The sequence below is a fragment of the Bradyrhizobium sp. WSM2793 genome, from assembly GCF_000379585.1.
Taxonomy (GTDB): Bacteria; Pseudomonadota; Alphaproteobacteria; order Rhizobiales; family Xanthobacteraceae; genus Bradyrhizobium.
The window spans coordinates 1-25,676 of the sequence record NZ_KB902777.1 but is presented as its reverse complement, the minus strand read 5'-3'; the positions used below and the strand labels follow the sequence as shown (position 1 = coordinate 25,676).

23 protein-coding genes are annotated in these 25,676 nt (G+C 65.5%); 4 read left to right on the top strand and 19 right to left on the bottom strand.

Annotation, left to right across the window (positions count from 1 at the left end; all coding sequences use genetic code 11):
* Both secD and yajC read right to left on the bottom strand, forming a co-directional pair.
* A complete protein-coding gene (gene secD / locus A3AS_RS0112285; protein WP_018317883.1) occupies positions 1-1,605 on the bottom strand; it encodes a protein translocase subunit SecD in 1,605 nt (534 codons plus the stop codon).
* Between the two features lie 47 nt (positions 1,606-1,652).
* Positions 1,653-2,027, bottom strand: a complete 375-nt coding sequence (gene yajC / locus A3AS_RS0112280) for a preprotein translocase subunit YajC (RefSeq protein WP_014495068.1) — start codon at positions 2,025-2,027, stop codon at positions 1,653-1,655.
* Positions 2,028-2,209: 182 nt separating this feature from the next.
* Between yajC and A3AS_RS0112275 the strand changes: the two genes are divergently transcribed.
* The gene (locus A3AS_RS0112275; protein WP_018317882.1) at positions 2,210-3,202 is read left to right on the top strand and encodes an ATP-binding protein; all 993 of its coding nucleotides are present in this window, start codon (positions 2,210-2,212) and stop codon (positions 3,200-3,202) included.
* A 177-nt stretch (positions 3,203-3,379) separates the two neighbouring features.
* On the opposite strand, the gene A3AS_RS0112270 is transcribed toward A3AS_RS0112275, so the two are convergent.
* Positions 3,380-4,780: a LysM peptidoglycan-binding domain-containing M23 family metallopeptidase gene (locus tag A3AS_RS0112270; protein WP_018317881.1), complete on the bottom strand. Its 1,401-nt coding sequence runs from the start codon at positions 4,778-4,780 to the stop codon at positions 3,380-3,382.
* A 109-nt stretch (positions 4,781-4,889) separates the two neighbouring features.
* Positions 4,890-5,540 carry a protein-L-isoaspartate(D-aspartate) O-methyltransferase gene (locus A3AS_RS0112265; protein ID WP_018317880.1) on the bottom strand — a complete coding sequence of 217 codons (651 nt, stop codon included), beginning with the start codon at positions 5,538-5,540 and terminating at the stop codon, positions 4,890-4,892.
* Positions 5,541-5,768: 228 nt separating this feature from the next.
* Here A3AS_RS0112265 and A3AS_RS0112260 point away from each other — a divergent pair, with 228 nt between their 5' ends.
* On the top strand, positions 5,769-6,140 hold the full coding sequence (locus A3AS_RS0112260; RefSeq protein WP_008547195.1) for a response regulator: 372 nt from the start codon (positions 5,769-5,771) through the stop codon (positions 6,138-6,140).
* 3 nt (positions 6,141-6,143) lie between these two features.
* Here A3AS_RS0112260 and surE read toward each other — a convergent pair whose 3' ends face one another.
* From surE to A3AS_RS0112200, 12 genes are all read right to left on the bottom strand, one after another.
* Entirely contained in the window at positions 6,144-6,911 is a 768-nt protein-coding gene (surE, locus tag A3AS_RS0112255) for a 5'/3'-nucleotidase SurE (protein WP_018317879.1), read from the bottom strand.
* 94 nt (positions 6,912-7,005) lie between these two features.
* Positions 7,006-7,368 (bottom strand): hypothetical protein, encoded by a 363-nt coding sequence (locus A3AS_RS0112250; protein WP_018317878.1) that lies wholly within the window; start codon positions 7,366-7,368, stop codon positions 7,006-7,008.
* Positions 7,369-7,517: 149 nt separating this feature from the next.
* Complete coding sequence (serS, locus tag A3AS_RS0112245) at positions 7,518-8,849, bottom strand: serine--tRNA ligase (protein WP_018317877.1); 1,332 nt, start codon at positions 8,847-8,849, stop codon at positions 7,518-7,520.
* A 213-nt stretch (positions 8,850-9,062) separates the two neighbouring features.
* Positions 9,063-9,881: a twin-arginine translocase subunit TatC gene (gene tatC / locus A3AS_RS0112240; RefSeq protein WP_018317876.1), complete on the bottom strand. Its 819-nt coding sequence runs from the start codon at positions 9,879-9,881 to the stop codon at positions 9,063-9,065.
* Positions 9,878-10,372 (bottom strand): Sec-independent protein translocase protein TatB, encoded by a 495-nt coding sequence (gene tatB, locus A3AS_RS0112235; RefSeq protein ID WP_018317875.1) that lies wholly within the window; start codon positions 10,370-10,372, stop codon positions 9,878-9,880. The genes tatC and tatB overlap by 4 nt, the downstream gene beginning before the upstream one ends.
* Before the next feature lie 90 nt (positions 10,373-10,462).
* Entirely contained in the window at positions 10,463-10,696 is a 234-nt protein-coding gene (locus tag A3AS_RS0112230) for a twin-arginine translocase TatA/TatE family subunit (RefSeq protein ID WP_018317874.1), read from the bottom strand.
* Positions 10,697-10,863: 167 nt separating this feature from the next.
* Positions 10,864-11,628, bottom strand: a complete 765-nt coding sequence (gene scpB, locus A3AS_RS0112225; protein WP_026201924.1) for an SMC-Scp complex subunit ScpB — start codon at positions 11,626-11,628, stop codon at positions 10,864-10,866.
* 21 nt (positions 11,629-11,649) lie between these two features.
* The gene (locus A3AS_RS0112220; protein WP_018317872.1) at positions 11,650-12,489 is read right to left on the bottom strand and encodes a ScpA family protein; all 840 of its coding nucleotides are present in this window, start codon (positions 12,487-12,489) and stop codon (positions 11,650-11,652) included.
* The gene (nagZ, locus tag A3AS_RS0112215; RefSeq protein ID WP_018317871.1) at positions 12,486-13,514 is read right to left on the bottom strand and encodes a beta-N-acetylhexosaminidase; all 1,029 of its coding nucleotides are present in this window, start codon (positions 13,512-13,514) and stop codon (positions 12,486-12,488) included. The genes A3AS_RS0112220 and nagZ overlap by 4 nt, the downstream gene beginning before the upstream one ends.
* 46 nt (positions 13,515-13,560) lie before the next feature.
* Positions 13,561-15,141, bottom strand: coding sequence for an SPOR domain-containing protein (locus tag A3AS_RS0112210; protein WP_026201923.1), 1,581 nt, complete (start codon positions 15,139-15,141; stop codon positions 13,561-13,563).
* A 141-nt stretch (positions 15,142-15,282) separates the two neighbouring features.
* A complete protein-coding gene (argS, locus tag A3AS_RS0112205) occupies positions 15,283-17,073 on the bottom strand; it encodes an arginine--tRNA ligase (protein WP_018317869.1) in 1,791 nt (596 codons plus the stop codon).
* 9 nt (positions 17,074-17,082) lie between these two features.
* Positions 17,083-18,279 (bottom strand): deoxyguanosinetriphosphate triphosphohydrolase, encoded by a 1,197-nt coding sequence (locus tag A3AS_RS0112200; RefSeq protein ID WP_049814859.1) that lies wholly within the window; start codon positions 18,277-18,279, stop codon positions 17,083-17,085.
* A 135-nt stretch (positions 18,280-18,414) separates the two neighbouring features.
* Between A3AS_RS0112200 and erpA the strand changes: the two genes are divergently transcribed.
* Positions 18,415-18,744, top strand: coding sequence for an iron-sulfur cluster insertion protein ErpA (erpA, locus tag A3AS_RS0112195; RefSeq protein ID WP_018317867.1), 330 nt, complete (start codon positions 18,415-18,417; stop codon positions 18,742-18,744).
* Positions 18,745-18,748: 4 nt separating this feature from the next.
* Here erpA and A3AS_RS0112190 read toward each other — a convergent pair whose 3' ends face one another.
* Positions 18,749-21,079, bottom strand: coding sequence for an ATP-binding protein (locus tag A3AS_RS0112190; RefSeq protein ID WP_018317866.1), 2,331 nt, complete (start codon positions 21,077-21,079; stop codon positions 18,749-18,751).
* Between the two features lie 134 nt (positions 21,080-21,213).
* Between A3AS_RS0112190 and xth the strand changes: the two genes are divergently transcribed.
* Positions 21,214-22,011, top strand: a complete 798-nt coding sequence (gene xth / locus A3AS_RS0112185; RefSeq protein WP_018317865.1) for an exodeoxyribonuclease III — start codon at positions 21,214-21,216, stop codon at positions 22,009-22,011.
* Positions 22,012-22,072: 61 nt separating this feature from the next.
* On the opposite strand, the gene A3AS_RS0112180 is transcribed toward xth, so the two are convergent.
* Together A3AS_RS0112180 and ilvD are read right to left on the bottom strand one after the other, a co-directional pair.
* Positions 22,073-22,903 carry a tetratricopeptide repeat protein gene (locus A3AS_RS0112180; protein ID WP_026201921.1) on the bottom strand — a complete coding sequence of 277 codons (831 nt, stop codon included), beginning with the start codon at positions 22,901-22,903 and terminating at the stop codon, positions 22,073-22,075.
* Positions 22,890-24,611, bottom strand: coding sequence for a dihydroxy-acid dehydratase (gene ilvD / locus A3AS_RS0112175; RefSeq protein ID WP_018317863.1), 1,722 nt, complete (start codon positions 24,609-24,611; stop codon positions 22,890-22,892). Before ilvD ends, A3AS_RS0112180 begins: the two co-directional genes overlap by 14 nt.
* Positions 24,612-25,676 lie beyond the last annotated feature (1,065 nt).

Below are 25,676 nucleotides of genomic sequence, written 5' to 3'. Positions count from 1 at the left end.
CTAGATCGGCACGCTCTGCGGCCGCTTCCACCGCACCCACCAGGCCACGATCAGCCGGGTCATGGTGAAGGCGGTGAACACCGTGGTGATGATGCCGATACCGAGCGTCACGGCGAAGCCGCGCACCGGGCCGGTGCCGATGTAGAACAGCACCGCGGCGGCAATGAAGGTGGTGATGTTGGAATCGAGGATGGTCGCGAGCGCCCGCTTGAAGCCGGCGTCGATCGCCGAGATCGCGTTGCGGCCGCCGCGCAGCTCCTCACGGATGCGCTCGTAGATCAGCACGTTGGAGTCCACGGCGATACCGACGGTGAGCACGATGCCGGCGATGCCGGGCAGCGTCAGCGTTGCGTTGAGCAGCGACAACAGGCCGAAGATCATGGCGACGTTGATGGCCACGGCGATGTTGGCGAACACCCCGAACAGCCGGTAGGTCAGCAGCATGAAGATGATGACGAGGATCGAGCCGACATAGGCCGCGAGCTCGCCCTTCTCGATCGAGTCCTGGCCGAGGCCCGGACCGACGGTGCGCTCCTCGACCACCGTCAGCGGCGCCGGCAGCGCGCCGGCGCGCAGCAGGATCGCCAGATCGTTGGCCGACTGCACGGTGAAGCTGCCGGAGATCTGGCCCTGGCCGCCGGTGATGGGCTCGCGGATGACGGGCGCCGAGATCACCTTGTTGTCCAGAACGATCGCGAACGGCAGCCCAACGTTCTCCTGCGTGGCCTGCGAGAACTTGCGCGCACCCGAGGTGTTGAACTTGAAGCTGACGACCGGCTCGCCCGTTCGCTGGTCGAAGCTCGCCTGGGCATCGGTCAGATCGCCACCGGCGACCAGCACCTGCTTCTTGACCACATAGGGCGTGGGCGGCGGCGAGGCGCTCATCAGCAGTTCGGATTCCGGCGGCAACCTGCCCGCTTGCGCCTGATCCGGCGGCACGGAGGTATCGACCATCCGGAATTCCATCTTCGCGGTCCTGCCCAGCAGCTCCTTCAGGCGGGTCGGGTCCTGAAGGCCGGGGACCTGCACCAGGATGCGGTCATTGCCCTGGCGCTGGATCACGGGCTCGACGGTGCCGAGTTCGTTGACGCGGCGTTCGACGATCTGGATCGACTGCTCGATGGTCTTGCGCAGGCGATCGAGGATCGCAGCCTGCGGGACGCTCAGGCGGATCACCCCGCCGCCGGCATCGGTCACCTCGAGGTCGCGCTGACCGCTGGATCCCATCAGGCCGCCCAGCGGCTGAGACAGTTCGCGCAGCTTGGCGAGCGCAGCCTGAGCGTCAGTTTCCTTGGTGATGCGAACCTCGACCGCGTCGTTGCGCACGGTCACGCCGCCGGTGAAGCCGATCTTGGCATCGCGCAGCGTGCGGCGAACGTCGTCGCGGATCTGGTCGAGCCGTTCCTTCTTCACGTAGTTGGAATCGACCTCGAGCAGCAGGTAGGAGCCGCCCTGGAGGTCGAGGCCGAGCACGAGCCGGCGCTGCGCCCAGGCCGGCCAGGTTTTGACCTGCGACTCGGGGAAGAAGTTCGGGACCGCGCAGAGGCACACGATCAGCGCCGTCAGGATGATCCCGAGCGCCTTCCACCGCGTGAAATACAACATCGACTGGACCTGTCAGATCAGGAGACTTGAGATGCTCGCGGACACGCTCACTTCGAGGCGGCGTCGTCCTTGGCGGCTTCCTTGCTATCCTTGGATTCCTTCGCCGGCTCGCCCTTGGCGCGCACGCCCGAGATCATCTGGCGCATCTGCCGCACGCGTACGCCGTCGGAAATCTCGAATTCGATCTGGTCGTCGTCCACGACCTTGGTGACCTTGCCGACGAGGCCGCCCGAGGTCACCACGGTGTCGCCGCGGCGGATATTCTTCACGAGGTCGGCGTGGTCACGGACCTTCTTCTGCTGCGGACGCAGAATCAGGAAGTACATGATCACGAAGATCAGGGCGAACGGCAGCAGCGACATCAACATGCTGTTGGTGTCGCCGGCGCCCGCGGCCTGGGCATACGCAGGGGTAATCAGCATTCGGACGATCCTCGTGAGAACGGGGGAAAGCCGGTCAGGCCCTCAAAGGCGACCGGTTCGGTCAAATTCGCGCGGACTATAGCGGCCATTGCCCCAATTGCAACGCTGCCAGACTGCCCTTTTGACCCACCTTGCGGCGCGCCGTCAGGCCCGATAAGGCTGCGTTCTCAGGAACTTCGGACATGCCCAAAAACCTTAGCAAAAGCCCGGCCGGCAAAGGCCCCCGCACCCCTGCCCGCAAGCCCGCCCCCGTCGCGGCAAAACGCCCCAAGGGGGCCGTCAAGGCAGCCCTCGAGGCGGCCCCAAACCTCTCCCAGGAGCGCATGGTCCGCGCGCTGGAGACCATTGCGGCGCACCTGTCCGCCCAGGGCAAGCCGGCCCTCGAACGCGAGTCGTTCAAGCAGGCCGATGCCTATGTCTGGCACCCCGACGGCCGCCTCGCCGCGGTGCCGCGGGTCAGCCGCGTCGAGCTGTTCCTGCTCAAGGGCGTCGACCGCATGCGCGACATCCTGATGGAGAACACCGAGCGCTTCGCCAATGGCCTGCCCGCCAACAACGCGCTGCTCTGGGGCGCGCGCGGCATGGGCAAGTCGTCGCTGGTCAAGGCGGCGCATGCCAGCATCAACGCGGAGCGAAAGCCGGCGGACAGGCTGAAGCTGATCGAGATCCATCGCGAGGACATCGAGACGCTGCCGATGCTGATGGAGAAGCTCCGGGACGCCAGCTTCCACTTCATCGTGTTCATCGATGACCTCTCCTTCGACGGCAACGACGCGTCCTACAAATCGCTGAAGGCCGTGCTCGAAGGCGGCATCGAGGGCCGGCCCGAGAACGTCATCCTCTACGCCACCTCCAACCGCCGCCATCTGCTGGCGCGCGACATGATCGAGAACGAGCGCTCGACCGCGATCAATCCCGGCGAAGCGGTCGAAGAGAAGGTCTCGCTGTCGGATCGCTTCGGCCTGTGGCTCGGCTTCCACCGCTGCAGCCAGGACGAATACCTCGCCATGGTGCGCGGCTATTGCAGCCATTTCGGCATTGAGGTCGACGGTGAGGCACTGGAGCGCGAGGCGCTGGAATGGTCGACCACCCGCGGCTCCCGCTCGGGCCGCGTCGCCTGGCAGTTCGTGCAGGAGCTGGCGGGCCGACTGGGCGTGAAGCTGACGGCGAAGTAAGGCTGGCTTTCACCCCACTCACAACTGTCATTCCCCGCCTTGTGCGCAATTGCGCACTGGAGCGGGGAATCCAGTACGCCGCAGCCTATCGGCTCAACCACAACTATCTCTTGAATACTGGATCGCCCGCTTTCGCGGGCGATGACACCGTTCGTGTGGTGAGGGGCTGGCGGCGCCTCACGCCCCGTTCAGGAACTGAAGCGGGTCAACCGGGCTCGATCCCTTGCGGATCTCGAAGTGGAGCTGCGGCGACGCCACCTCCCCGGATTGACCCGACTTGGCAATGACCTGACCGCGCTTGATGGTATCGCCGCGCTTCACCATCAGCTCACTCGCATGGGCATATGCGGTGACGTAGCCGTTGGAGTGCCGAACCAGGACCAGATTGCCGTAACCCTTCAGCTCGTTGCCGGAATAGGCGACGACGCCGTCTTCGGCCGCCTTGACCGGCGTCCCCTCGGGCACCGCGAGATTGATGCCGTCGTTGGACTTGCCATTGGACTTGGCGCCGTAGCTCGTGACCACCTTGCCGCGCACCGGCCAGCGGAAGGTCGGCAGCGCGCTGGTGGTCTCCGCAGCTTTCGCCGGGGTCTCGGCGGGCTTCTCCTCGACGTTGGTCGTGGCCTGGGCCAGGCGAGCGCTCTGCACCGGCGCGGCGACAGTCGCCATCTTGGTGGCGGGCGCGGGAGCGGCAGCAACCGGCTGGAGCGTGCCGACAACCGGAGCAGCCCCGACAGGAGCCGCTGCAACCGGCGCCGCGAGGGCAGCGGTCTTGGCACCGGGCACGGTCAACCTGGTGCCGAGCTTGAGCTTGGCCGACGGATCGAGGCCGTTGGCACGGGCGAGCTCGGCCGACGTGATATGGTTCTTGCGGGCGATGCTGGCGAGCGTGTCGCCGTGGTTGACGAAGTGGGTGCTCGGCGGCGCCGCAATGGCCGCAACCGGCTTGGCTGCAGGCGCCATCGCAGGAGCCGCAGCGACGGGAGCTAACGCGGGCGCGGGTGCAGCGGCCGTGGCCGGATGCGGGATGATCAGCTGCTGGCCGGGCGAGAGCGAACGCGGCCCCTTGTAGCCGTTGGCGGCAAGGATCGCCTGCGGCGTGACACGATAGCGCTTGGCGAGCACGTCGAGCGTGTCGCTGGTGCCGACGATGATCTTGGTCCCTCCGGCCGGCTGAGCCGCGGCAACGGAGCGCGGCGGCACGGTGGCCGTGGTCTCAAGATGCGGCTGCGTCGGGGGCGCGTAGGAGCTGACGCCGCGCCCGCCTCCGGACACGCCACCACCACCCGCGACGGGATAGGATTGCGGTGCGGACACCGCCGGCGGCGGCAAGGGCTGCGACTGATAATAGCCGGGCTGCGTCTGCGGCCGCGAATATTGCGGCAGCTCGCGCTGCTGCGGCGGCGGGGCCTGCTGCACCGAACCGGTCTGATCAGAGGAGAAGGGGTTGGAGAAGTTCGACTGGGACAGCCGCGACGACATGTCGGCGCTGCATCCTGCGAAACTGAAGGAGATCAGCGCCAGCACCGCGACCTGCGGTACGCGGCGCGAGTAAAGCAACTCGGCGACGACGGACATGGTTACTCACTCGTACGCAACAGAACTGGTGTTTTAAGTAAACACGCGCCGAGTAAATAACGGCTTAACCCTCCCAATAAGATGTTGGCGGCGCAGCCGATCCGGAAATCTACAGCTCCCGCGCCACCCCGGGCAGTGCCGGCACGAAGCGGACCTCGACGAGTTCCTTGCGCTCGATCCCGGCTTCGGTGCGGGTCAGGCGGACCAGCGTCTGCACACCCTGATGCGGGCCGACCGGCGCGATCAGGATGCCGCCGACCTCGAGCCGCTCGACCAAATTGTCCGGAAGCTGCTCGACCGCGGCGGTGACGATGATGCGGTCGAACGGACCGATATTAGGCGGCAGATTGAGCCCGTCGCCGAGCATCACCTCGACATTGTGACAATCGAGCTTTTCGAGCCTGGCGCGTGCCGTGTCGGCAAGCTTGCGGTAGCGCTCGACTGTCAGGACCTGGCCGGCGAGCCGCGACAGCACGGCGGCCTGATAGCCGGAACCTGCCCCGATCTCGAGCACGCGATGCCGCTTCTGGAGCTGGAGCTGCTCGGTCATGTAGGCCACGACGAAGGGCTGGCTGATGGTCTGCCCGCAGGCGATCGGCAGCGCGCTGTCACGATAGGCGCCGTCGCGATCGGCCTCGTCGACGAAAAGCTCGCGTGGCACCTCCTCCATGGTTCGCAGCACCGCCTGATCGCTGATGCCCCGACGCCTCAGCGTGAGCTGAAACATCATCTTTTCCGGCGGATGCTGATGGGAGGTCATTGCCTGCTTGTGCTGTCTTGCCGGGGCCAGTGGACGTTAAACCCGGGCGCAAGAATCGTGTTCCTGCTCAGGAACCCATGATAACCTTCGCCTGGAGCATTTGACCACAAATTGGCTTGCCACGGGCGAGCCGCGATGACCATTTTCAGGTATCCGTTCGTCGAAACGCGCATTGCGTCAATTCGTGTTATCTGCGAACGTTTTTGGCAATGGGCAAGGGACTCAACTATGACCGCGACAGGGCTTTCCGGCCGCTCTGTATTTCTCGTCGAGGACGAGGTGATGATCAGGATGATGGTCGCGGACATGCTCGAAGAGCTCGGCTACAAGGTCGCAGCTGAGGCCGGCGACATCACCGAGGCCATGCGGCTTGCCCAGGCGACCGAGTTCGACATCGCCATTCTCGACGTCAACGTCAACGGCAAGGTGATCTCGCCGGTCGCCGATGTGATCAAGGCGAAGGGCTGCCCATTCATCTTCGCCACCGGTTACGGCTCCTCCGGCCTGCCCGAGCAGTACCGCGACCGGCCGGCGCTTCAAAAGCCGTTCCAGCTCGACGCACTCGGCAAGACCATCGAAGCCGCACTTCGCGGCGGCTAGCCGCTATTTCAGCGTCGCGCTGAGCTCTTCCGAAAACGCTTCGTTGGTACGGTCGAGCCTGAGCGGCGTGACCGAAACATAACGCTCGCGAAGCGCCGCCAGATCGGTGCCGTCCGCCGGGGTGTCCATCATCGCGGCGCGCTCGAAGCCGATCCAGAAATAGGGATTGCCGCGGCCGTCCTGGCGCTCATCGATCCTGAGGAAACCGAGATTGCGCTTGCCCTGGCGCGTGACGCGGATGCCCAGCACATCCTCGGGCGCGCAGGACGGGAAGTTGACGTTGATGACGGTGTCCTTCGGAATGCCCGCGGCAATCACCTTGCGCAGGATGTCGGGCCCGAACTTGCGGGCGGTGTCCCACGGCGGGCGCTCGCGGGTCTCGACGCTGAACTCCTGCGACAGCGCGAATGAGGGCAAGCCCAGGATGGTGCCTTCCAGCGCGCCGGCGATGGTGCCGGAATAGACCACGTCCTCGGCGACGTTGCGGCCCTTGTTGACCCCGGACAGCACGACGTCGGGCAGCTTGGCCCCGAGGATATGGCGCGCGCCCATGATGACGCAGTCGGTCGGCGTGCCGCGCACGGCAAAGTGCCGCGGACCGACTTCGCGCAGGCGCAAGGGATCGTTCAGCGACAGCGAATGCGACACGCCGGACTGGTCGAGTTCGGGCGCCACCACCCAGACGTCGTCGGACAATGCGCGCGCGATCTCCTCCACGACCTTGAGGCCGGGGGCGTGGATGCCGTCGTCATTGGTACAGAGAATGCGCATGCGAAGGGTCGATTCCAAAAAACGGGGTCTGAGCGGTCTTATCCGGCTCCGGCCGATCAGGCAAACCGGCTGATCGGAGGTTCCCGGCCACGTCCTACCGGCGGATGCGCCATTGCGGCAGGAAGCGCGCCAGCCGCCCCTCCGCACGCAGACTCATCGCGGGTACCGCCGGACTGACGATCGGCGCCTCGATCACGCCGAGCGCCTCCAATTGCGCAACGAACGCATCCGGCTCCGGCGTCTGCGGAAAGCGTTCGCGCGCCACCGTCAGCGCGTTGTCGAAGTCGGCGGCGTTCACCCCGGGCTTGGCCCGCCGACTCTGCACGAGATCCTCGTCCCAGAGCCGCGCGCTCTCGATGTCGAGCACGCCCCGCAGGCGCTGATCGACGGCCTGGATGCCCGCCCCCGTCACCGCCCATTGTCGGCCGACCCAGAAGATGTCGCGGTGCAAGGCCATGAACGGTGGGTTCGCGTTGCGGGGCCGGCAGGATAGCCGGCCGCCAGATCTTCGCAACCGATCGTTTCCGCCGTTACAGGCGAGCAATGCGATTCTCGTCTTGACGCGTTTTCTTGACGCGAACCGTACCCACTTCGCCCGAAAACGCTTTAGTTGCGCCCGATCACCTTCACGCCGCCCATATAGGGCTGCAGCACGTCGGGGACTGCGATCGAGCCGTCCTCCTGCTGATAGGTCTCCATCACGGCGATCAGCGCGCGGCCGAGCGCGGTGCCCGAGCCGTTCAGCGTGTGGACGAAACGCGGCTTGCCGTCGGGACCGCGCGAGCGCGCATCCATGCGCCGGGCTTGGAAGTCGCCGCAGACCGAGCAGCTCGAGATCTCGCGGAATGCCCCGCCCTCGCCCTGCCCCGGCATCCAGACCTCGATGTCATAGGTTTTTTGCGACGAGAAACCCATATCTCCTGCGCAAAGCGTCATCACGCGATAATGCAGGCCGAGCCGCTGCAGCACCTGCTCGGCGCAGGACAGCATCCGCTCCAGCTCGTCCTTGCTCTCCTCCGGCGTCGTGATCGAGACCAGCTCGACCTTGGTGAACTGGTGCTGGCGGATCATGCCGCGCGTGTCACGCCCGGCAGCGCCCGCCTCGGCGCGGAAGCACGGCGTCAGCGCAGTGAGCCGCATCGGCAGTTGCTTCTCGTCAAGAATCGATTCGCGCGCGAGGTTGGTGAGCGAGACTTCCGCGGTCGGAATCAGGCCGAGGCGCTCAGTCCTCAGCCGCTCCTGGTCGGGCGAGGCAAGCAGCTCGCCCTTGATCGCCCAGAACTGATCGTCCTCGAACTTCGGCAATTGGCCGGTGCCGAACATGATCTCGTTGCGCACCAGCAGCGGCGGATTGATCTCGGTATAGCCGTGCTCGTCGACGTGCAGATTCAGCATGAATTGTCCGAGCGCGCGCTCGAGCCGCGCCAGCGCCTTCTTCAGCACGACGAACCGCGCGCCGGAGAGTTTTGCCGCCGCCTCGAAATCCATGTAGCCCAGCGCCGTGCCAAGGTCGTCATGCAGCTTCGGCGCAAAGCTGTAGTTGCGCTTGTTGCCGAACACGTGGTGCTGGACGTTGCCGTGCTCGTCGACACCATCGGGCACTTCGTCGAACGGAATGTTCGGGATCGCGGACAGCTCTTTGGTCAGCTCCTCATCGGCGGCTTTGGCGGCGGCCTCGAGCTGCGGCATCGTAGTCTTGAGCTCGGCGACTTCGCCCATCAGCTTGGCCGCGCGCGCCTCGTCCTTGGCCTTCTTGGCATCGCCGATCTCCTTGGACGCCGCATTGCGCCGCGCCTGCGCCTGCTCGGAGGCCAGGATCGCCGCGCGCCGCGTCTCGTCGATCGCGAGCAGCGAGGCCGACAACGGCTTCAGGCCGCGCCGGGCGAGGCCGGCGTCGAAGGCTTGCGGATTGTCGCGGATCGATTTGATGTCGTGCATGGCTGTGGTCCTGGATCGGCGCGTAAACAGACAACGGCAAACGTTGTACGTCAGCGCGTCCCCTAGCACAGCTGCCATCATCCGCGAAGGCGGATGATCCAGTATTCCAGAGATGGTGGTGATTCTCCGAGGGGCCGCGGCGTACTGGATTCCCCGCACCAGTGCGCAATTGCGCACAAGGCGGGGAATGACACCGGAGCGTGGGGCGGCGCCCTACTCCGCCGGATTGGCCGGCGTCGACACGTCGGTGCCGGTGGCGGCCTGCGCCGCGGCGGCGGCCTTCTTCTCCACCATCGCCACCGCGATGATCGAGCCCTCATAGAGCGCCATCAGCGGAATCGCCAGCGAGCACTGGCTGATCACGTCGGGCGGCGTCAGCACCGCCGCGATGACGAAGGCGATGACGATGAAATAGCGCCGCTTCTCGCGCAGCATCTTCGAGGTGATGATGCCGATGCGGCCAAGCAGCGTCAGGATCACCGGAAGCTGGAAGGCAATGCCGAAGGCAAAGATCAGCGACATCATCAGCGACAGATATTCGCCGACCTTCGGCAACAGCTCGATCTTTGCGGTCTCGTCGCTGCCGAGTTGCTGCATGCCAAGCGAGAAGCGCGCCAGCATCGGGAACACAACGAAATAGACCAGCGCCGCACCCAGCACGAAAAAGAACGGCGTCGCGACCAGATACGGCAGGAAGGCCTGCTTCTCGTGCTTGTAGAGCCCGGGCGCCACGAACATGTAGACCTGCCCCGCCACGATCGGGAACGAGATGAAGGCCGCGCCAAACATCGCCAGCTTCAGCTGGGTCAGGAAATATTCAAGGAACGCAGTGTAGATGAGCTTGGCGTTTGCGGGGTCGCCGACGGCCAGGACATATGGCCATACCAACACGTTGAATATCTGCTTGGCGAAGAAGAAGCAGAAGATGAACGCAATGCCAAAGCCGAGCAGCGCCTTGATCAGCCGCGAGCGCAGCTCGATCAGATGGTCCATCAGCGGGGCTTTGCTGGCCTCGATATCGGCGTCGGTCATGACGCTTTGGCGTCCTTGATCGCTTCGGATGGCGCGGTGTCCTGCGCAACCGGTGCCTGCTCGACCTCACGGGTGATCGCGAGCGGCTCGTTGGCGGCCGCATGCGCCTCGGCTTCAATGAAGGTCGCAGGCGTCGGCGCTTCCGGGGTGGTTGGTGTTACCGGCGGTTCGACCGCCGTTGTGGTCGACGTCTCTGCCGGCTTGTCCAGCGCATCGACACGGAGCGCGTCGCTGACGTCCTTCTGCAGCGAGGTCAGCGGATTGAAGCTGGTCGCGGCTTCCTTGACCTCGTCGAAGCTCTTCTTGAGGTCGGCCATTTCGGCCTCGCGCATCGCTTCCTGGAACTGGCCCTGGAATTCGGCGGCCATCTTGCGGGCCTTGCCCATCCACTGGCCGACCATGCGCAGCACGCCCGGCAGCTCTTTCGGGCCGATGGCGATCAGGGCCACGACCCCGATCAGGACCAGTTCACTCCACCCGATGTCGAACATGAGGTCTTCCGTTCACGCGAAGCCGCAGCCGGCCCAATCCCTTGCGCGCAGGATCGGGCCGCACCCCGCGTCTCGCGTGCTTCTTCCGGCTCAGACGGCCTTGCTGCCGACGTCGGACCGCGCCGCGGTCGGCGCACCATTGTGCTCGATGGACTTGGCCGGCTCGGGCTTCTCGGCGGGCTTGTCGTCGTCCTGCATGCCCTTCTTGAACGCCTTGATGCCCTGCGCCACGTCGCCCATCAGATCCGAAATCTTGCCGCGGCCGAACAGCAGCAGGACCACTGCGATCACCAGGATCCAGTGCCAAATGCTGAGTGAACCCATCCTGCAACCCTCCAAACGCGCATGGCCGGGGACCCGGCCGATCTTCACCGAAACCTAGGCTTGGCAGGTCTCAAAAACAAGGACCTAGGGAGCGCCAATTCGCTGTTGGCACTACGTAATCTTGCTAGTGTTAACCGGTCGCAGGGCACCGGTAAAACGCAAAGGCCTCACTCTTCGGTGCCGCCTTCACCGCCCCCCTCATTGCCGCCCTGCGGCGCCTCTTCCAGGGTCTCGGGCTCGACCGCAGGCGCCAGCGCCAGATCGAGGTCCTCGCCCGGTTCCAAGGGATCCTCGTCCTCGCGAAGCTGCGGGTCGTCCGACGGCGTCGGCACGCTGAATCCGGTCGGCAGGCGCGAATCCAGGAGGCCCGTGCCCTTCAGCTCCTCGAGGCCCGGCAGATCGCCGAGCTGTTCCAGGGTGAACTGCGACAGGAAGTCCTCGGTGGTTCCGAAGGTCAGCGGACGGCCGGGCGTCTTGCGGCGGCCGCGCGGCTTGATCCAGCCGGTCTCCAGCAGCACGTCGAGCGTGCCCTTCGAGGTGACGACGCCGCGGATCTCCTCGATCTCGGCGCGCGTCACCGGCTGGTGATAGGCGATGATCGCCAGCACCTCGATTGCCGCGCGCGACAGGCGGCGGGTCTCGGTGCTCTCCCGCGTCATCAGCCAGGCGAGATCGCCCGCCGTGCGGAAGGACCATTTGTTGGCGATGCGAACGAGATTCACCCCGCGCAAGGAATAGTCGGCCTGCAATTGCTCGAGCGCGGCCTTGACGTCGACGCCCTCGGGCATGCGCTTGGCCAGCGTCGCGGTATCCAGCGGTTCACTCGAAGCGAACAGCAGCGCTTCCAGCAGCCGCAATTCCTCGGGACGTGCCTGGGATTCGTTCTCCATCGGCTCGGCCTCTTCTATCCGCACTTCAGCCAGGCTTGCCATGGCAGATTCTCCTTCTTGCACTTAACCGACCGGCGCATCAGGCGCAGGAGCTGCGTCCGGCACCGGTTTGGGGCGCCCCTTCCGGAAATAGATGGGCGCAAACGCCTCTTTCTGGTTCAGCTCGAGCTGACCTTCGCGAACCAGCTCCAGCGCGGCGGCGAAGCTCGAGGCGAACACCGTCGCGCGCTGCGTCGGATCGGCGACGTGCCGGACCAGGAAGTCGTCGAGCACGCCCCAATCGTCCTGCTCGCTGATGCTGCCGACCAGCCGCTCCAGCGTGGCGCGCGCCTCGGCGAGCGACCAGACCGTGCGCTTGGCCAGATGCACGCTCGCCAGCACGCGCGACTGGCGCTGCGAGGCGTAGGCGGTGAGCAAATCGTACAGCGTCGCCGTGTATTTCGGGTGCTTGATCTCGGCGATCTGCTCGGGCTCGCCGCGCGGGAAGATGTCGCGCAGCAATTGCTGCCTGTTCATCAGCCGGTTGGCGGCTTCGCGGATGGCCTCCAGCCGGCGCAGGCGATTGGCGAGCGCGGTCGCCATCTGCTCGGCGCTCGGGCCCTCCGCGCTCGGCGGCTCGGGAAGCAAGAGGCGCGACTTCAGGAAGGCGAGCCATGCCGCCATGACGAGGTAGTCGGCGGCAAGCTCGAGCCGGATCTTTCGCGCGGCTTCGATGAAGTGGAGATACTGGTCGGCCAGCGCCAGGATCGAGATCTTGGCCAGGTCGACCTTTTGCTGTCGCGCCAGCGCGAGCAGTAGATCGAGCGGGCCCTCATAGCCCTCGACGTCCACCACCAACGCCGGCTCACCCTCGGCGAGCTCTGCGGGCCGCCCGGTTTCGAAAGATAGAATTTCTGCGGTCATGCGGAAGCCGTTTTTGCCCGTGCGATCAATGCGTCCAGCTCAGTGCGTGCGGCGACGCGGTCGAGCGGTTGCGGCGCCTTGCGCGCGGCGAGCGCGGCGTTCGCCCGCTCCAGCGCCCGGCCCGACAGCTCAGGTGTCTGGCCGGCGACCTCGCGCATCTCCTCGATATTGCCGTTGCAATGCAGGGCCATGTCGCAGCCGGCCGCGAAGATGGCGCGAGTCCGCTCGGCGATATTCCCCGACAGCGCGTTCATCGACACGTCATCACTCATTAACAAACCCTGGAACCCGATTGCGCCGCGAATCACGTCAGCAATCATTGTCGCAGATGTCGTCGCCGGATGGGCGGGGTCGACCGCGCTAAACACAACATGTGCAGTCATGGCCATCGGCAGGTCCGAAAGCGGCTTGAACGCGGCGAAGTCGGTCCGTTCCAGCTCTCCCCTCGGCGTATCGACCGTCGGCAGCTTGAAATGGGTGTCGGCAGTGGCCCGGCCATGGCCGGGGATATGCTTGAGGACCGGCAACACGCCGCCCTGCTCCAGGCCCTCGGTGACCGCGCGGGCAATCGCTGCGACCTTGCCGGGCTCGGTGCCATAAGCCCTGTTCCCGATGACCGCATCGGCGCCCTCGACCGGCACATCAGCGAGCGGCAGGCAATCCACGGTGATGCCGAGATCGGCAAGATCGGCCGCGATCAGGCGGGCGGACAAGCGCGCCGCGGTGAGCCCGAGTGCCGAATCAGTGTCGTACAAGGTCGAGAAAACGGCGCCCGGCGGGTAGACCGGCCAGTGCGGCGGACCCAGGCGCTGCACCCGTCCGCCCTCCTGATCAATCAGGACAGGCGCGTCGGCGGCACTCGCCGTCGTCCGCAATTCCGCAACCAGTGCAGCGACTTGAGCTGGGGTTGCGACATTGCGCTTGAAGAGGATGAAGCCCCATGGGCGCTGGTCGCGGATAAACTCCCGCTCGACGGCGGTCAGTTCCGTTCCGGATACACCGGTAATGAAGGCCCGCGTGCTCATAACGGCCGATTAACCCTGACCCGCGAGGGGGTCAAGGAAACGGCCGTTAATTCCTCTGGACGAAGCAGGCGGACAAGCCTGCAGACTTCAGGCTGTTGCAGGCGTGCGTCGCCTCCTCGGCCGAACCATAGGGACCAGCGAAGGCGCGGTAGACGACGCCCTTGCCCTTGTCGGTGAGGTCGACGCGCTTGATCACCGGCGAACGGGAGCCGAGCACGCTGCCATATTTGCTCTGAAGCACGCGGTACGACGCGGCCGCGCTATCCTCGCTCTGCTGCGAGGAGACCTGCACGATGTAGCCACCGCCGCTGCTGGCGGGCGCGATTTGCGTCGGGGTGGTCGCAGCCACCCGCTGCGGCGGTTCGGCCGCCGGGACCGATTGCGGCGCCAGCGACATCGGCTGGTTGGCGCTGGCATTGGCCGAAGTCGGCGGATTGCGCGGTGCCGGCGGCACGACGGGCGCGGCAACAGGCTTCGGCGCAGCCGTCGGCTTGGCGGCGGCGGCCGATTGCGGCGTGGCGCTATCGGTCTGATCGCCCTTCACGGCGACAGTCCTGATCGGGCGCGGCGAACTGTTCGACATCGTGCCGTTGCTCGCGCCCGTGCTCGGCGGCGGCACCGCAGACGGCGACACGCTCGCCACCGACGGCGGGTTCGCGTTCTGGTTCAGCGGCGGGAACACCACGCGAGGACCACCCGCCTTGGCGTTGACGTCGACCGGCGCTTCTTCGCGCGGCACGATCTTCTCGGTGCCATCGCCGCTCACCATGCGATCCGGCACCTTGGCCGAGGAATCCGACGGCGCGGGTACGATCTTGGTCGGAGTGTTGTCGGCCTTGATGATCGGCGGCTCACCGCTGCGGGGCGAGCCGACATAGGTCTTGTAGGCGAAGGCGGCGCCGGTGCCGACCACGGCAAGCGCCAGGATCGCTGCGACCGTCATCATGCCGCCGCGCTGCTTCTTGGGCTCTTCGGGCTCCGCCTCCGGATAGTCGCTCTGATACGCGTAGGGATCGTCGGGATAGGCCGGATCGCGCTGATAGTCCTGCTCGCCAGCCTCCAGCCGGCCATAGAGCGCATCGTCATAACGCGCCGGATCGGGCTGCTGATGCGGCTCCTGATAGGCGTGTTGCTGGTAAGCCTGATCCTGCTGGTAGGCCTGATCCTGGTAGGACTGCGCCGGATAGGCGTGATCCTGATAAGCCTGCGGCTGATGAAGTTCAGGCTCGGGCGCGGCGGGCTGGGCTGAATAGCGGTGCAACGGATGGACCGGGTTCACGGACACGGGATAGTCGGGCTCGGGAGCTGGCGCCGGCTGCGGCTGCACGTTGGCGCGCCGCATCCATGAGGGCGGCCCGGGCTGCGCCGGCGGGGCCTGCTCGGCATAGTCCTGCTGATAATCGTCTTGCCGATCCGCTTGCCGATAGTCGTCGTCCTGATAGCTCTGTGCGGGCGCAGGGACTGCCGGCGGATGTGCGCCGGGCCGCCCCTGAGCTGCGAACGGATCGGTCTGCCCGATCAGGCGGGCGAGCTCGGCCAAGGGATCGCTTTCCGCCTTGCCATGCTGGGCGCCACCGCGACCATAGTCATCGGAGGGAAACGGTCTGTCCTGATATCGTTCGGCCATCGTGATGATGCGTCCCTTCGGGAAAGCCGCGCGCCCCTCGACCAAGGCACGGCTTTCGACCCACAAGGCTTTCAACCAAGTCTAAGCGATCCGGCTTCTGCCGGTTACCCCCGATATTCCCCTTAAGTAGTTCGCCCCAAACTACCGCATCTCGTTCGGGGCATGGACGCCGAGGATGGCGAGGCCCGATGCCAGAACCGAGACGACGCCCTGGACCATGGCCAGTCGCGCCTTTGTTAGATCTGCATCATTATTGATAATGAAGCGTAAATAGGGCAAATCGCGCCCCTTCGTCCAAAGTGCATGAAATTCGCTGGCTAAATCATAGAGATAAAAGGCAATTCGGTGCGGCTCGTGGGCCGCGGCGGCAGCTTCCAGCATACGCGGAAATATTGCGAGCCGCTTGAGCAGGTCGAGCTCGACGGGGTCCGACAGCCGTTCCACCGCCGACTCAGCGAGCCAGGCGATCCGCTCGCCGGCATCCTCCGGCAGTTCCGGGAACACCTCCGCTCTCGCGTTGCGGAAGATCGAGTGGCCGCGGGCGTGGCCGTACTGGACGTAGAACACCGGGTTATCGCGCGACTGTTCCATGACCTTGGCGAGGTCGAAGTCGAGCACCGCGTCGTTCTTGCGGTAGAGCATCATGAAGCGGACGGCATCCTGGCCGACCTCATCCACCACCTCACGCAAGGTGACGAAGTCCCCGCTCCGCTTGGACATTTTCACCGGCTCGCCGTTGCGCAGCAGCTTGACGAGCTGGACGATCTTGACGTCGAGCGAACCCTTACCAGAGGTCGTCGCCTTCACCGCCGCCTGCATGCGCTTGATATAGCCGCCATGGTCGGCGCCCCAGACGTCGATCATCTCCGCAAAACCGCGGTCGAACTTGTTCTTGTGGTAGGCGATGTCGGCGGCAAAGTAGGTGTAGGAATTGTCCGACTTGATCAGCGGACGATCGACGTCGTCGCCGTACGCCGTCGCCTTGAACAGCAGCTGCTCGCGGTCTTCCCAATCCTCGACCGGCGCGCCCTTCGGCGGCGGCAGGCGGCCTTCGTAGACATCGCCCTTGGCCTTCAGGAAATCGATGGTCTCGGCAACCCTGTTGTTGCCGGTCTCGATCAGCGAGCGCTCGGAGAAAAACACATCGTGGCGGATGTTGAGGGCGGCGAGATCGTCCTTGATCTCGTCCATCATCATCGCGATCGCCTTGGCGCGCACCGTGGGCAGCCACTCGACCTCGCTCATCGCGAGGAGCTTGTCGCCGTGCTCTTTCGCCAGCGCCGCGCCGACCGGCTTCAGGTAGTCGCCCGGATAGAGCCCCTCCGGGATCGCACCGATGTCCTCGCCGAGCGCCTCGCGGTACCTGAGGAACGCGGAGCGCGCGAGCACGTCGACCTGGGCGCCCGCGTCGTTGATGTAATATTCGCGCGCGACGTCGTGGCCCGCGAACTGGAGCAGGCTCGACAGCGCGTCACCAAACACGGCGCCGCGGCAATGGCCGACATGCATCGGCCCGGTCGGATTGGCCGAGACGTATTCGACATTGACCTTGGACCCACCGCGGACGCGGCCGTAATCGGCGCCCTCGCGCAGCACGGTCCGCAGCGCCTCGGCCCAGGCAGCGGGCTGCAGCGTCAGATTGATGAAGCCGGGACCGGCGACATCGACCTTGGCGATCAGCGCGTCGGCGCGGAGCTTTTCAGCGATCTGCTCGGCGAGGTCGCGGGGCTTTGCCTTTGCCTCTTTGGCAAGCACCATCGCGGCGTTGGTCGCCATGTCGCCATGGGAGGCATCGCGCGGCGGCTCGACCACCACGCGGGAGAAATCGATGCCCTCGGGCCAGTTGGCTTCCGTCGCCAGCGTACGGCAGGCGGCGTGCACGCGTGCAAGCACGTCGGCGAACAAATGCAGTGCTGAGGATGTGTCGGGCATGGCCGCCGCCTAACGCAAATCCGGGGTCGAGTCAAAAAGCCGCTGGTGCTCGGTCAGGGCGAAACGGTCGGTCATTCCGGCAATGAAATTGCCGATCCGGCGGGCCCGGTCGCCCTCATTGTCCGCCTCCGCCCCCAGCAGCCATTCCGGCGGCAGCTCGCTAGGGGCTTTCAGGTATTTCGCGAACAGGTCGAACAGGATCTGCTCCGCCTCCCCCATCACCCGCATCACCCGCTTGTGACGGTACATGTGCTGATAGAGGAAGGTCTTGATGGCGGCCTCCTCCTCGGCGACCTCGGCCGGAAATGCGACCAGCGCCCGGCTCTGCTGGCGTACATCCTGGGCCGATTGGGGCTTCACCGCGGCGAGGTTCTTCTGCGCCTGCGCGAACACCGCACCAATCAGGTGCGAGATCAGCTCGCGCACCAGCTCGGCACCGCGCCTGAGGTCTTCGAGATCGGGATAGTGCGCTGAGGTCTCGGCGATGATCTCAGCCGTGAGCGGCATCACCTTGAGATCGTCGAGATGGAACAGGCCGGCGCGCAGGCCATCGTCGATATCGTGGGCATCATAGGCGATGTCGTCGGCGATGGCGGCGACCTGCGCCTCCAGCGAGGCGAAGCTCCACAATTCGAGGTCGTAGGTCTTGATGTAGTCGGCGATTCCGACGGGAATGCCCTGCTCGCGATAGCGCCCCACCGGCGCGCCGCCGCGGTCGGTCAGCGGACCGTTGTGCTTGACGATGCCCTCCAGCGACTCCCAGGTCAGGTTGAGCCCGTCGAAATCAGGATAGCGATGCTCGAGCGAAGCGACGACGCGGAGCGTCTGGGCGTTGTGGTCGAAGCCGCCAAATTCCTTCAGGCAGGCGTCCAGCGCCCGCTCGCCGGCATGGCCGAACGGGGGATGACCGAGATCATGGGCCAGCGCCAGGGTTTCGGTGAGATCCTCGTCCAGCCCGAGCTGCCGGGCCAGCGCCCGGGCGATCTGCGCCACCTCCAGCGAATGGGTCAGCCGGGTGCGGTAATGGTCGCCCTCGTGGAACACGAACACCTGGGTCTTGTACTTCAGGCGGCGGAACGCGGTGGAATGGATCACCCGGTCGCAATCCCGCCGGAACGGGCTGCGGGTCCGGCTCGGCGGCTCCGCGACCAGCCGGCCGCGGCTGCGGTCGGGATCGCAGGCATAGGGCGCATGGGGGGCAGCCATTCCGACGGACACGACGAATTTAGTCCCTATCCATTTGATTCTGCGTATCCTTGCACTTAACTATGCCGGACGCGGGATACCAAATGAATTGGGCAAGTGAACCTGGTATGACCGCGCGACTATCGGAGACGAGCCATGACGACCGACGTGACCATCAGTGACCGCGCCGCACGCCGGATTGGAGAGATCCTCAAGGGCGAAGGCTCTGGCGCGATGCTGCGCATCTCGGTCGAGGGCGGCGGCTGCTCGGGTTTCCAGTACAAGTTCGACATCGACCGTGCGCGTACGGACGACGATCTCGTGATCGAGCAGGACAATGCGGTGGTGCTGGTCGATCCCGCCTCGCAGCCGTTCCTGGCGGGATCGCAGGTCGATTTCGTCGACGACCTGATCGGCGCCTCGTTCCGCGTCAACAACCCCAACGCCACGGCGTCCTGCGGCTGCGGGACCAGCTTCTCGGTTTGACCGCCTACGCGCCTGTTATCTGCTTCTCCTCGTCCGTCCACTCCATCTCGGCCGGCATCAGCTCCGGCTGCAGCGGCGCGTCCTCTGACATCGTGTAGCCGTCGAGCGCGCGCAGCAAGGCCGCGACCAGCGCCGGCTTACGCAGCGGCTTGGCAAGGAAGTCCGACATGCCCGCCTCGCGGCAGATCCTGACGTCCTCGGGGAAGGCATTGGCGGTCAGCGCGACGATCGGCAAAGCTTCGCAGCGCCCGCCTTGCGCGCGGATCGCGCGGGTGGCGGCGAGCCCGTCCATGTCGGGCATGCGCACGTCCATCAGCACCACATCGTAATTGCCTTCGGATGCTGCCGCGACGGCCTCAGCGCCGTCGGTGACGACGCGCAGCTCGACGTCGAAGGCCCCCAACATCTTGCTCACGACCATGCGGTTGACCGCATCGTCCTCCGCGACCAGCACCTTCAGCGGCCGATCGAGACCGGCGATACGGGTCTTGAGCTCGTCGGCCTTATCGTGGCCGGCCGTCTGCTCGGAGGCCTGGGCCTGGCTCCAGGGCAGCACCAGCGTGAAGCGGAAGGTCGAGCCCTCGCCCGGCGCCGAGGTGACGCCGATGGTGCCGCCCATCTGCTCGATGATGCGCCGGGAGATCGCAAGGCCGAGGCCAGTGCCGCCGAAGCGGCGGCTGATCGAGGCGTCTGCCTGCGCGAAGTCGCTGAAGAGCTGGCCGAGCTTTTCGGGAGCGATTCCGATGCCGCTGTCGGTCACCGTCCATTCGACGGTCGCCAGCAAGTCGCGGCGCGCCTGGCAGGTCGCCGAGATCGTCACCTCGCCTTCATCGGTGAACTTCACCGCATTGGACGCGAGGTTGAGCAGCACCTGGCGGATGCGTGCGACGTCGCCGCGCAGCGTCGGCGGCAGGTTCGGGTCGAGTTCCAGCTTGACCGTCAGCCCCTTGCCCTTGGCGCTCCCGCGCACCACGGTCGCGACCGCCTCCACCAGCGCCTGCGGAGCGAAGTCGATCACCTCGAAGGCGAAGCGCCCGGCCTCGAGCTTGGACAGGTCGAGGATGTCGTTGAGGATGCGCTGGAGATTGTCGCCGGATTCGCGGATCGTGGTGACCGCCTCGCGCTGCTCCGGATCGAGCCTGGTCTCCAGCAGCATGCTGGCAAGCCCGAGCACGCCGTTCATGGGCGTGCGGATCTCGTGGCTCATCACCGCGAGGAAGTCCGACTTGGCGCGGCTCTCGGCCTCGGCCTTTTCCGCGCGCCAGCGTTCGGTCACGTCGCGCCCGAAGCCGCGATAGCCGAGGAACTGGCCCTCGCGATCATAGGCCGGCTTGGCCGTCAGCGACCACAGTCGCGCCTCGCCGCCGGCGACGACCTTGAGGTTCATCTCGTGCAGCGGCTCGTTCTGCTCCATCAGGCCGACGACGTTGTAGGCCGCGCTCTTGTCCTCCGGGCACAGCATGTCGAGCACGTCGGCGAAATGCGATCCCTTCAACAGCGGCAGCGGCAACTGGGCGACATCCGCGAAACGCTCGGGCACGTCGACCAGATGCCCTTCGGCATCGGTCTGCCACAGCCAGTCGCTGGCGTTCTCCTGAAAGTCTTTCAGCAGCAGCGAGATGATCTCGGTCTGGCGTTCGAGCTCGAGCTGGGCCTTGAGATTGCCGAGGAACAGATTGCCCTGCGAGACGATACTGCGCGCCATGAAAAATGCGAACAGCAGCAGGAACACCGCCGTCACCAGATACGGCCCGGCGCCGCAGAGCAGCATCGCACCGGCGCAGGCGGTCGTCATGGTGGCGAGATAGACGAGGCCGGCACGCGGGAACGTCGACAGCGTGAAGGCGCCGCCCGACATCATGCCAACCATCAGGCAGGCCAGGATCAGCTGGCTGGTCGGCTCGATGCGGCTGAACAGAGCGAGCGGCAGCGCGCCCCAGATCGCGGCGAGCAAGACCGCCTGCCGCAGCATCTGCCGCGCGGCGCGAGGCGAGGCCTCCTGCGGCGGGTTCTGGTGCGACCGCCGCCAGGCGCGCACCGCGAGCGAGGCGGTGGCGGCGAGCGTCAGGCCCCAGATCGCGAGGAAGTCGTTCCAGCCCCTGCCCCAGAACAGGATCAGCACGATGGCGACGTTCAGCATCGTCACCGCCATCGTCACGGGAATCAGCCGCGTCACGGCGTCGATCTGCTTGGCGCGGATGCGGCGGATCTCGCGCTCGCTGAGATCGGCGGTCAGGCCGTCCTCGATCTCGAAGCCGCCGAGCCAATACAGGAACGCGCCGATCAGGCCGTCACGCGGCTCAGTTCGCTTCATCGACTTGTCCGGCCATCCCATTCGCGGAACCTTTTGACGATCAATGGCCTGCCGCCTGCTTAAGCCGGGTTAATTTTGTGGGAGATTTTGCGGCGTCCTTGACGGGCGCGTTTGCAGTTTGTTCTAACCATTGCCCCTGCCCGGAGCCCGCCGACATGACCATCAGAGTTGCCACCTGGAACGTGAACTCGGTCCGGCAGCGGATCGACCTCCTGCTGACCTGGCTCAGGGAATGCCAGCCCGACATCGTCTGCCTCCAGGAAATCAAATGCGTCGACGAGGCCTTTCCGCGGCTGGAGATCGAGGCGCTCGGCTACAACGTCGTCACCCACGGCCAGAAGACGTTCAACGGTGTCGCGCTGCTCTCCAAGCTCCGGTTCGACGAGACCAAGTCGGGGCTCGCCGGCGACGACGAGGACGCCCATGCGCGCTTCATCGAGGGCGTGGTGACGCTGAAGTCGGGCGTGATGCGCATCGCCTGTCTCTATCTGCCCAATGGCAATCCGGTCGGGACGGAGAAATATCCTTACAAGCTCAAATGGATGTCCCGGCTTCTTGACTATTCGAAGGAGCGCCTCAAGACCGAGGAGCCGCTGATCCTCGCCGGCGACTTCAACGTCATCCCGCACGCCCGTGACGTCCATAACCCCGCCGCCTGGACCGAGGACGCGCTGTTCAAGCCGGAGACGCGGGAGAGCTTTCAGTCCCTGCTCGGCCTCGGGCTGACCGATGCCTTGCGGGCAGTCACGGATGAGCCCGGGCTTTACACCTTCTGGGACTACCAGGCCGGGGCCTGGCAGAAGAACCAGGGCCTGCGGATCGATCACCTGCTGCTGTCGCCCCAGGCCAGCGACCGGCTCGCCAATGTCGGGATCGACAGCTATGTGCGCGGCTGGGAGAAGCCGTCGGACCACGTGCCGGTGTGGGCGGATCTGGATCTGGAGGCGGCGTAGGCTACGCAGAATTGGTGGGCAAGCTGCGCTTTGCCCACCCTACGAGACCGAGATTGCCGAGCTACTGCCGGCGGCCGCCCTGCACCCACTGTTCCAGCATTTGCAGGCACATGGCGCGGTCGTCGTCGGAGGCCTTGGCGAAGGCGCGGCTGTAGCTTTCCTTGATCCAGGTCTCTTCGGCGCCGGCGCTGTCACGCGCCAGCGTCAGCCACATCAGGCCGCGCGCGGCCTGCCGCGGCAGGCGGTCGCCGTTGAACAGCATCTGGCCGAGCAGCGCCTGCGCCTCGTGCTGGCCCTTCTGCGCGGCGAGGCCGAGCCAGCGCGCGCCATAGCGGAAATCCTCGCGCGAGGCGTCCGGCGTCTTCAGGTAGAGCCGGGCGAGATCGTATTGAGCGTCGGCATTGCCGAAATAGGACGCCGCATAGGAGAACATCTCCCGCGCCCGCTCCGGATCCGACTTGACCTTCGAGTTCGGGATGCCGCTCAGATAGTAGCGGCCGAGCGCGACAAAGGCGTTGGCCACGATCTGCGCCTGAGGTGCCGACGGGCTGTCCTCGGCATGCGCATTGGCGATCCGGCTGAAATATTCGAAGGCGCGCAGATCGTCCTGGGCGACGCCGTCGCCATTGGCGTACATGCGGCCGAGCTTCCACTGCGCGATGGGGTGGCCACCCTCGGCGGCATACTGCAGCGCACTGAGCGAGGTCTCCTGAGGCACAGCCGCCGGCGCGACCTTGCCGCGCGCGGTCACCGCGGTCCCCGGCAAGGTGGTCACGACCGGGATGGTCGCGTCCTTCGGGTTGACCGGAGCCCCGTCGAAGGCAAGCGCCGGGGCGGCCAGCGCACCGGCCCCCAACACAAACGCAACTATGGCACGCCTAGATGTCCGCATAGCACTGTTTCTCGTGCGCGCCGCCCGGATGGGTCACTGCCCCCCCGACCGCTGGTCCAACCTGTTGAGCATACTTCCAGAGCGCACCTGACGTGTGGTTAGTCGCGCGAGCGGTCCATTTGGTCTTGCGCTGGGCCAGCTCGGCGTCGCTCAATTTTACGTTAAGGGTACCGGCGACCGCGTCGATCTCGATGATGTCGCCGTCCTCAAGCAGCCCGATCGGGCCGCCAATGGCCGCTTCCGGCCCGACATGGCCGATGCAGAAGCCGCGGGTGGCGCCGGAGAAGCGGCCATCGGTGATGAGCGCGATCTTGCCGCCCATGCCCTGGCCGGTCAGCGCCGCGGTGGTCTGGAGCATTTCCCGCATGCCGGGGCCGCCCTTCGGCCCCTCGTAGCGGATCACGATGACTTCGCCTTCGTGGTAGGTGCGCTTCTGGACCGCCTCGAAAGCATCCTCCTCACGGTCGAAGCACCTGGCCGGACCGGTAAACCTGAGGTTGGACATTCCCGCGACTTTCACAATCGCACCTTCTGGCGCCAAATTGCCCTTCAGACCGACCACGCCGCCAGTGACGGTGATGGGCTTGTCTGCCGGGTGCACCACGTCCTGGTGCGGATTCCACTTCACGCTCTTGAGGTTTTCGGCGATCGTGCGGCCCGTGACGGTAAGGCAATCACCGTGCAGGAAGCCGTTGTCGAGCAGCGTCTTCATCAGAAGCGGTATGCCACCTACTTCAAACATGTCTTTGGCGACATAACGGCCGCCCGGCTTCAAATCCGCGACATATGGTGTCTTTTTGAAGATTTCGGCAACGTCGAACAAGTCGAACTTGATGCCACACTCATGCGCGATCGCCGGCAGGTGCAGCGCAGCATTGGTCGAGCCGCCCGAGGCGGCGACCACGGCGGCGGCATTCTCCAGCGCCTTGCGGGTGACGATGTCGCGCGGCCGGATGTTTTCGGCGATCAGGTCCATCACCTTCTCGCCCGCGGTCATGCAGAAGGCGTCGCGGATTTCATAGGGTGCCGGAGCACCGGCCGAGTAAGGCAGTGCAAGGCCGATCGCCTCGGACACGGTCGCCATGGTGTTGGCGGTGAACTGCGCGCCGCAGGCACCCGCCGAGGGGCACGCCACGCGCTCGATCTCGTCGAGGTCCTCGTCCGACATGGCGCCGACCGAGTGCTTGCCGACGGCCTCGAACATGTCCTGCACGGTGACCTGCTGCCCGCGGAACGTGCCGGGCAGGATCGAGCCGCCATAGATGAAGATCGAGGGCACGTTGAGACGGACCATCGCCATCATCATGCCCGGCAGCGACTTGTCGCAGCCGGCGAGCCCGACCAGGGCGTCATAGGCATGGCCGCGAACCGTCAGTTCGACGGAGTCGGCGATGCATTCGCGCGACGGCAGCGAGGAGCGCATGCCGTCATGGCCCATGGCGATGCCGTCGGTTACGGTGATGGTGCAGAACTCGCGCGGGGTGCCGCCGGCCGACGCCACGCCCTTCTTCACCGCCTGCGCCTGGCGCATCAGGGCGATGTTGCAGGGAGCCGCCTCATTCCAGCAGGATGCGACACCGACGAAAGGCTGGTGGATCTGCTGGGTGGTCAGACCCATGGCGTAGAAATAGGACCGATGCGGCGCGCGCGCAGGGCCTTCCGTCACGTGACGGCTCGGCAGCCTCTGCTTGTCAATCTTCGCGTTCATCGCAAACCAGTTTCCTCGGTCAACCCTTTCAGACCCGAAAAATCAGAGCCAAGATTTGAATCGACCTTGGGATTTCTCGTCGCCTTCAAAGACCGCCGCTGCCCTAGAACATTAGAGCGATTTTATTCATGTTTGGGTGTGGCCAAAAAGCGGCGGTGATGCGAACCACCAGTGATGACGGTTAAATCGGAACCGAGTGTTGCGCAGACAGCACAATCGTTACCGGGAAGACACGGGGCGGACTACTGCAATACCCTCGCGGTGAGGATAATCCACAACTTCAGATTTTGTATCGGCAACAACACTTCCGCATTTGCTCCACGAGGCGGTGACCGCGCGCGGGTGAGGGGCGCGCCGCTCATCAATGATTCTTCCCTCGTGTCCCGGACAAGCCGCAACGCCTCTTAGCGTTGCGGCGTAGAGCCGGGGCCCAGAAAGCGACAGGGCGCGATGCGGCGAGGTGGGGCCCGGCTCTGCAGCGCACCGCTGAAGGAGCGCTGCGCTGCGTCCGGGGCACCAGCGGAGTTATGACGCACGCATTCTCACGCCGTCATTGCGAGCGAAGCAATCCAGAGTCTTTCCGCGGAGGGATTCTGGATTGCTTCGTCGCAAGCGCTCCTCACAATGACGGAGCAGGAGGCACCATCGCGATGCTCCAGTGCAAATCCCAGCGGCGCTGCCGTAGGGTGGGCAAAGGCGCATAGCGCCGTGCCCACGATCTCCGTCCATAAACAACAAGGCGTGGGCACGCTGCGCTTTGCCCACCCTACGAGATCGAGATTGTGGCACGCAGCTCAAGTCGCGGACATGCCTTCCCGATCTCGCGGCGCATTTCGCCCGAGCTTTGCTTGGTCTCGCGACCCTCTCATCCAAGAGGGCGCAGGGAAGGCCGGGTGCTGGCTCGCACCCGCGGTCTGCTGCGCGAAAAGCACGCGCAGGAAGAACCGCACAGCAGCATACAGGTGGTGCCGATCACTCGGCCTTCCCTGCGCAGTGGCTGGACGGCTTATGCCGTGATCTCCCGGGAGCCGACCATTCCTTCTGGCCTCCCTCGCCCCGCGAATT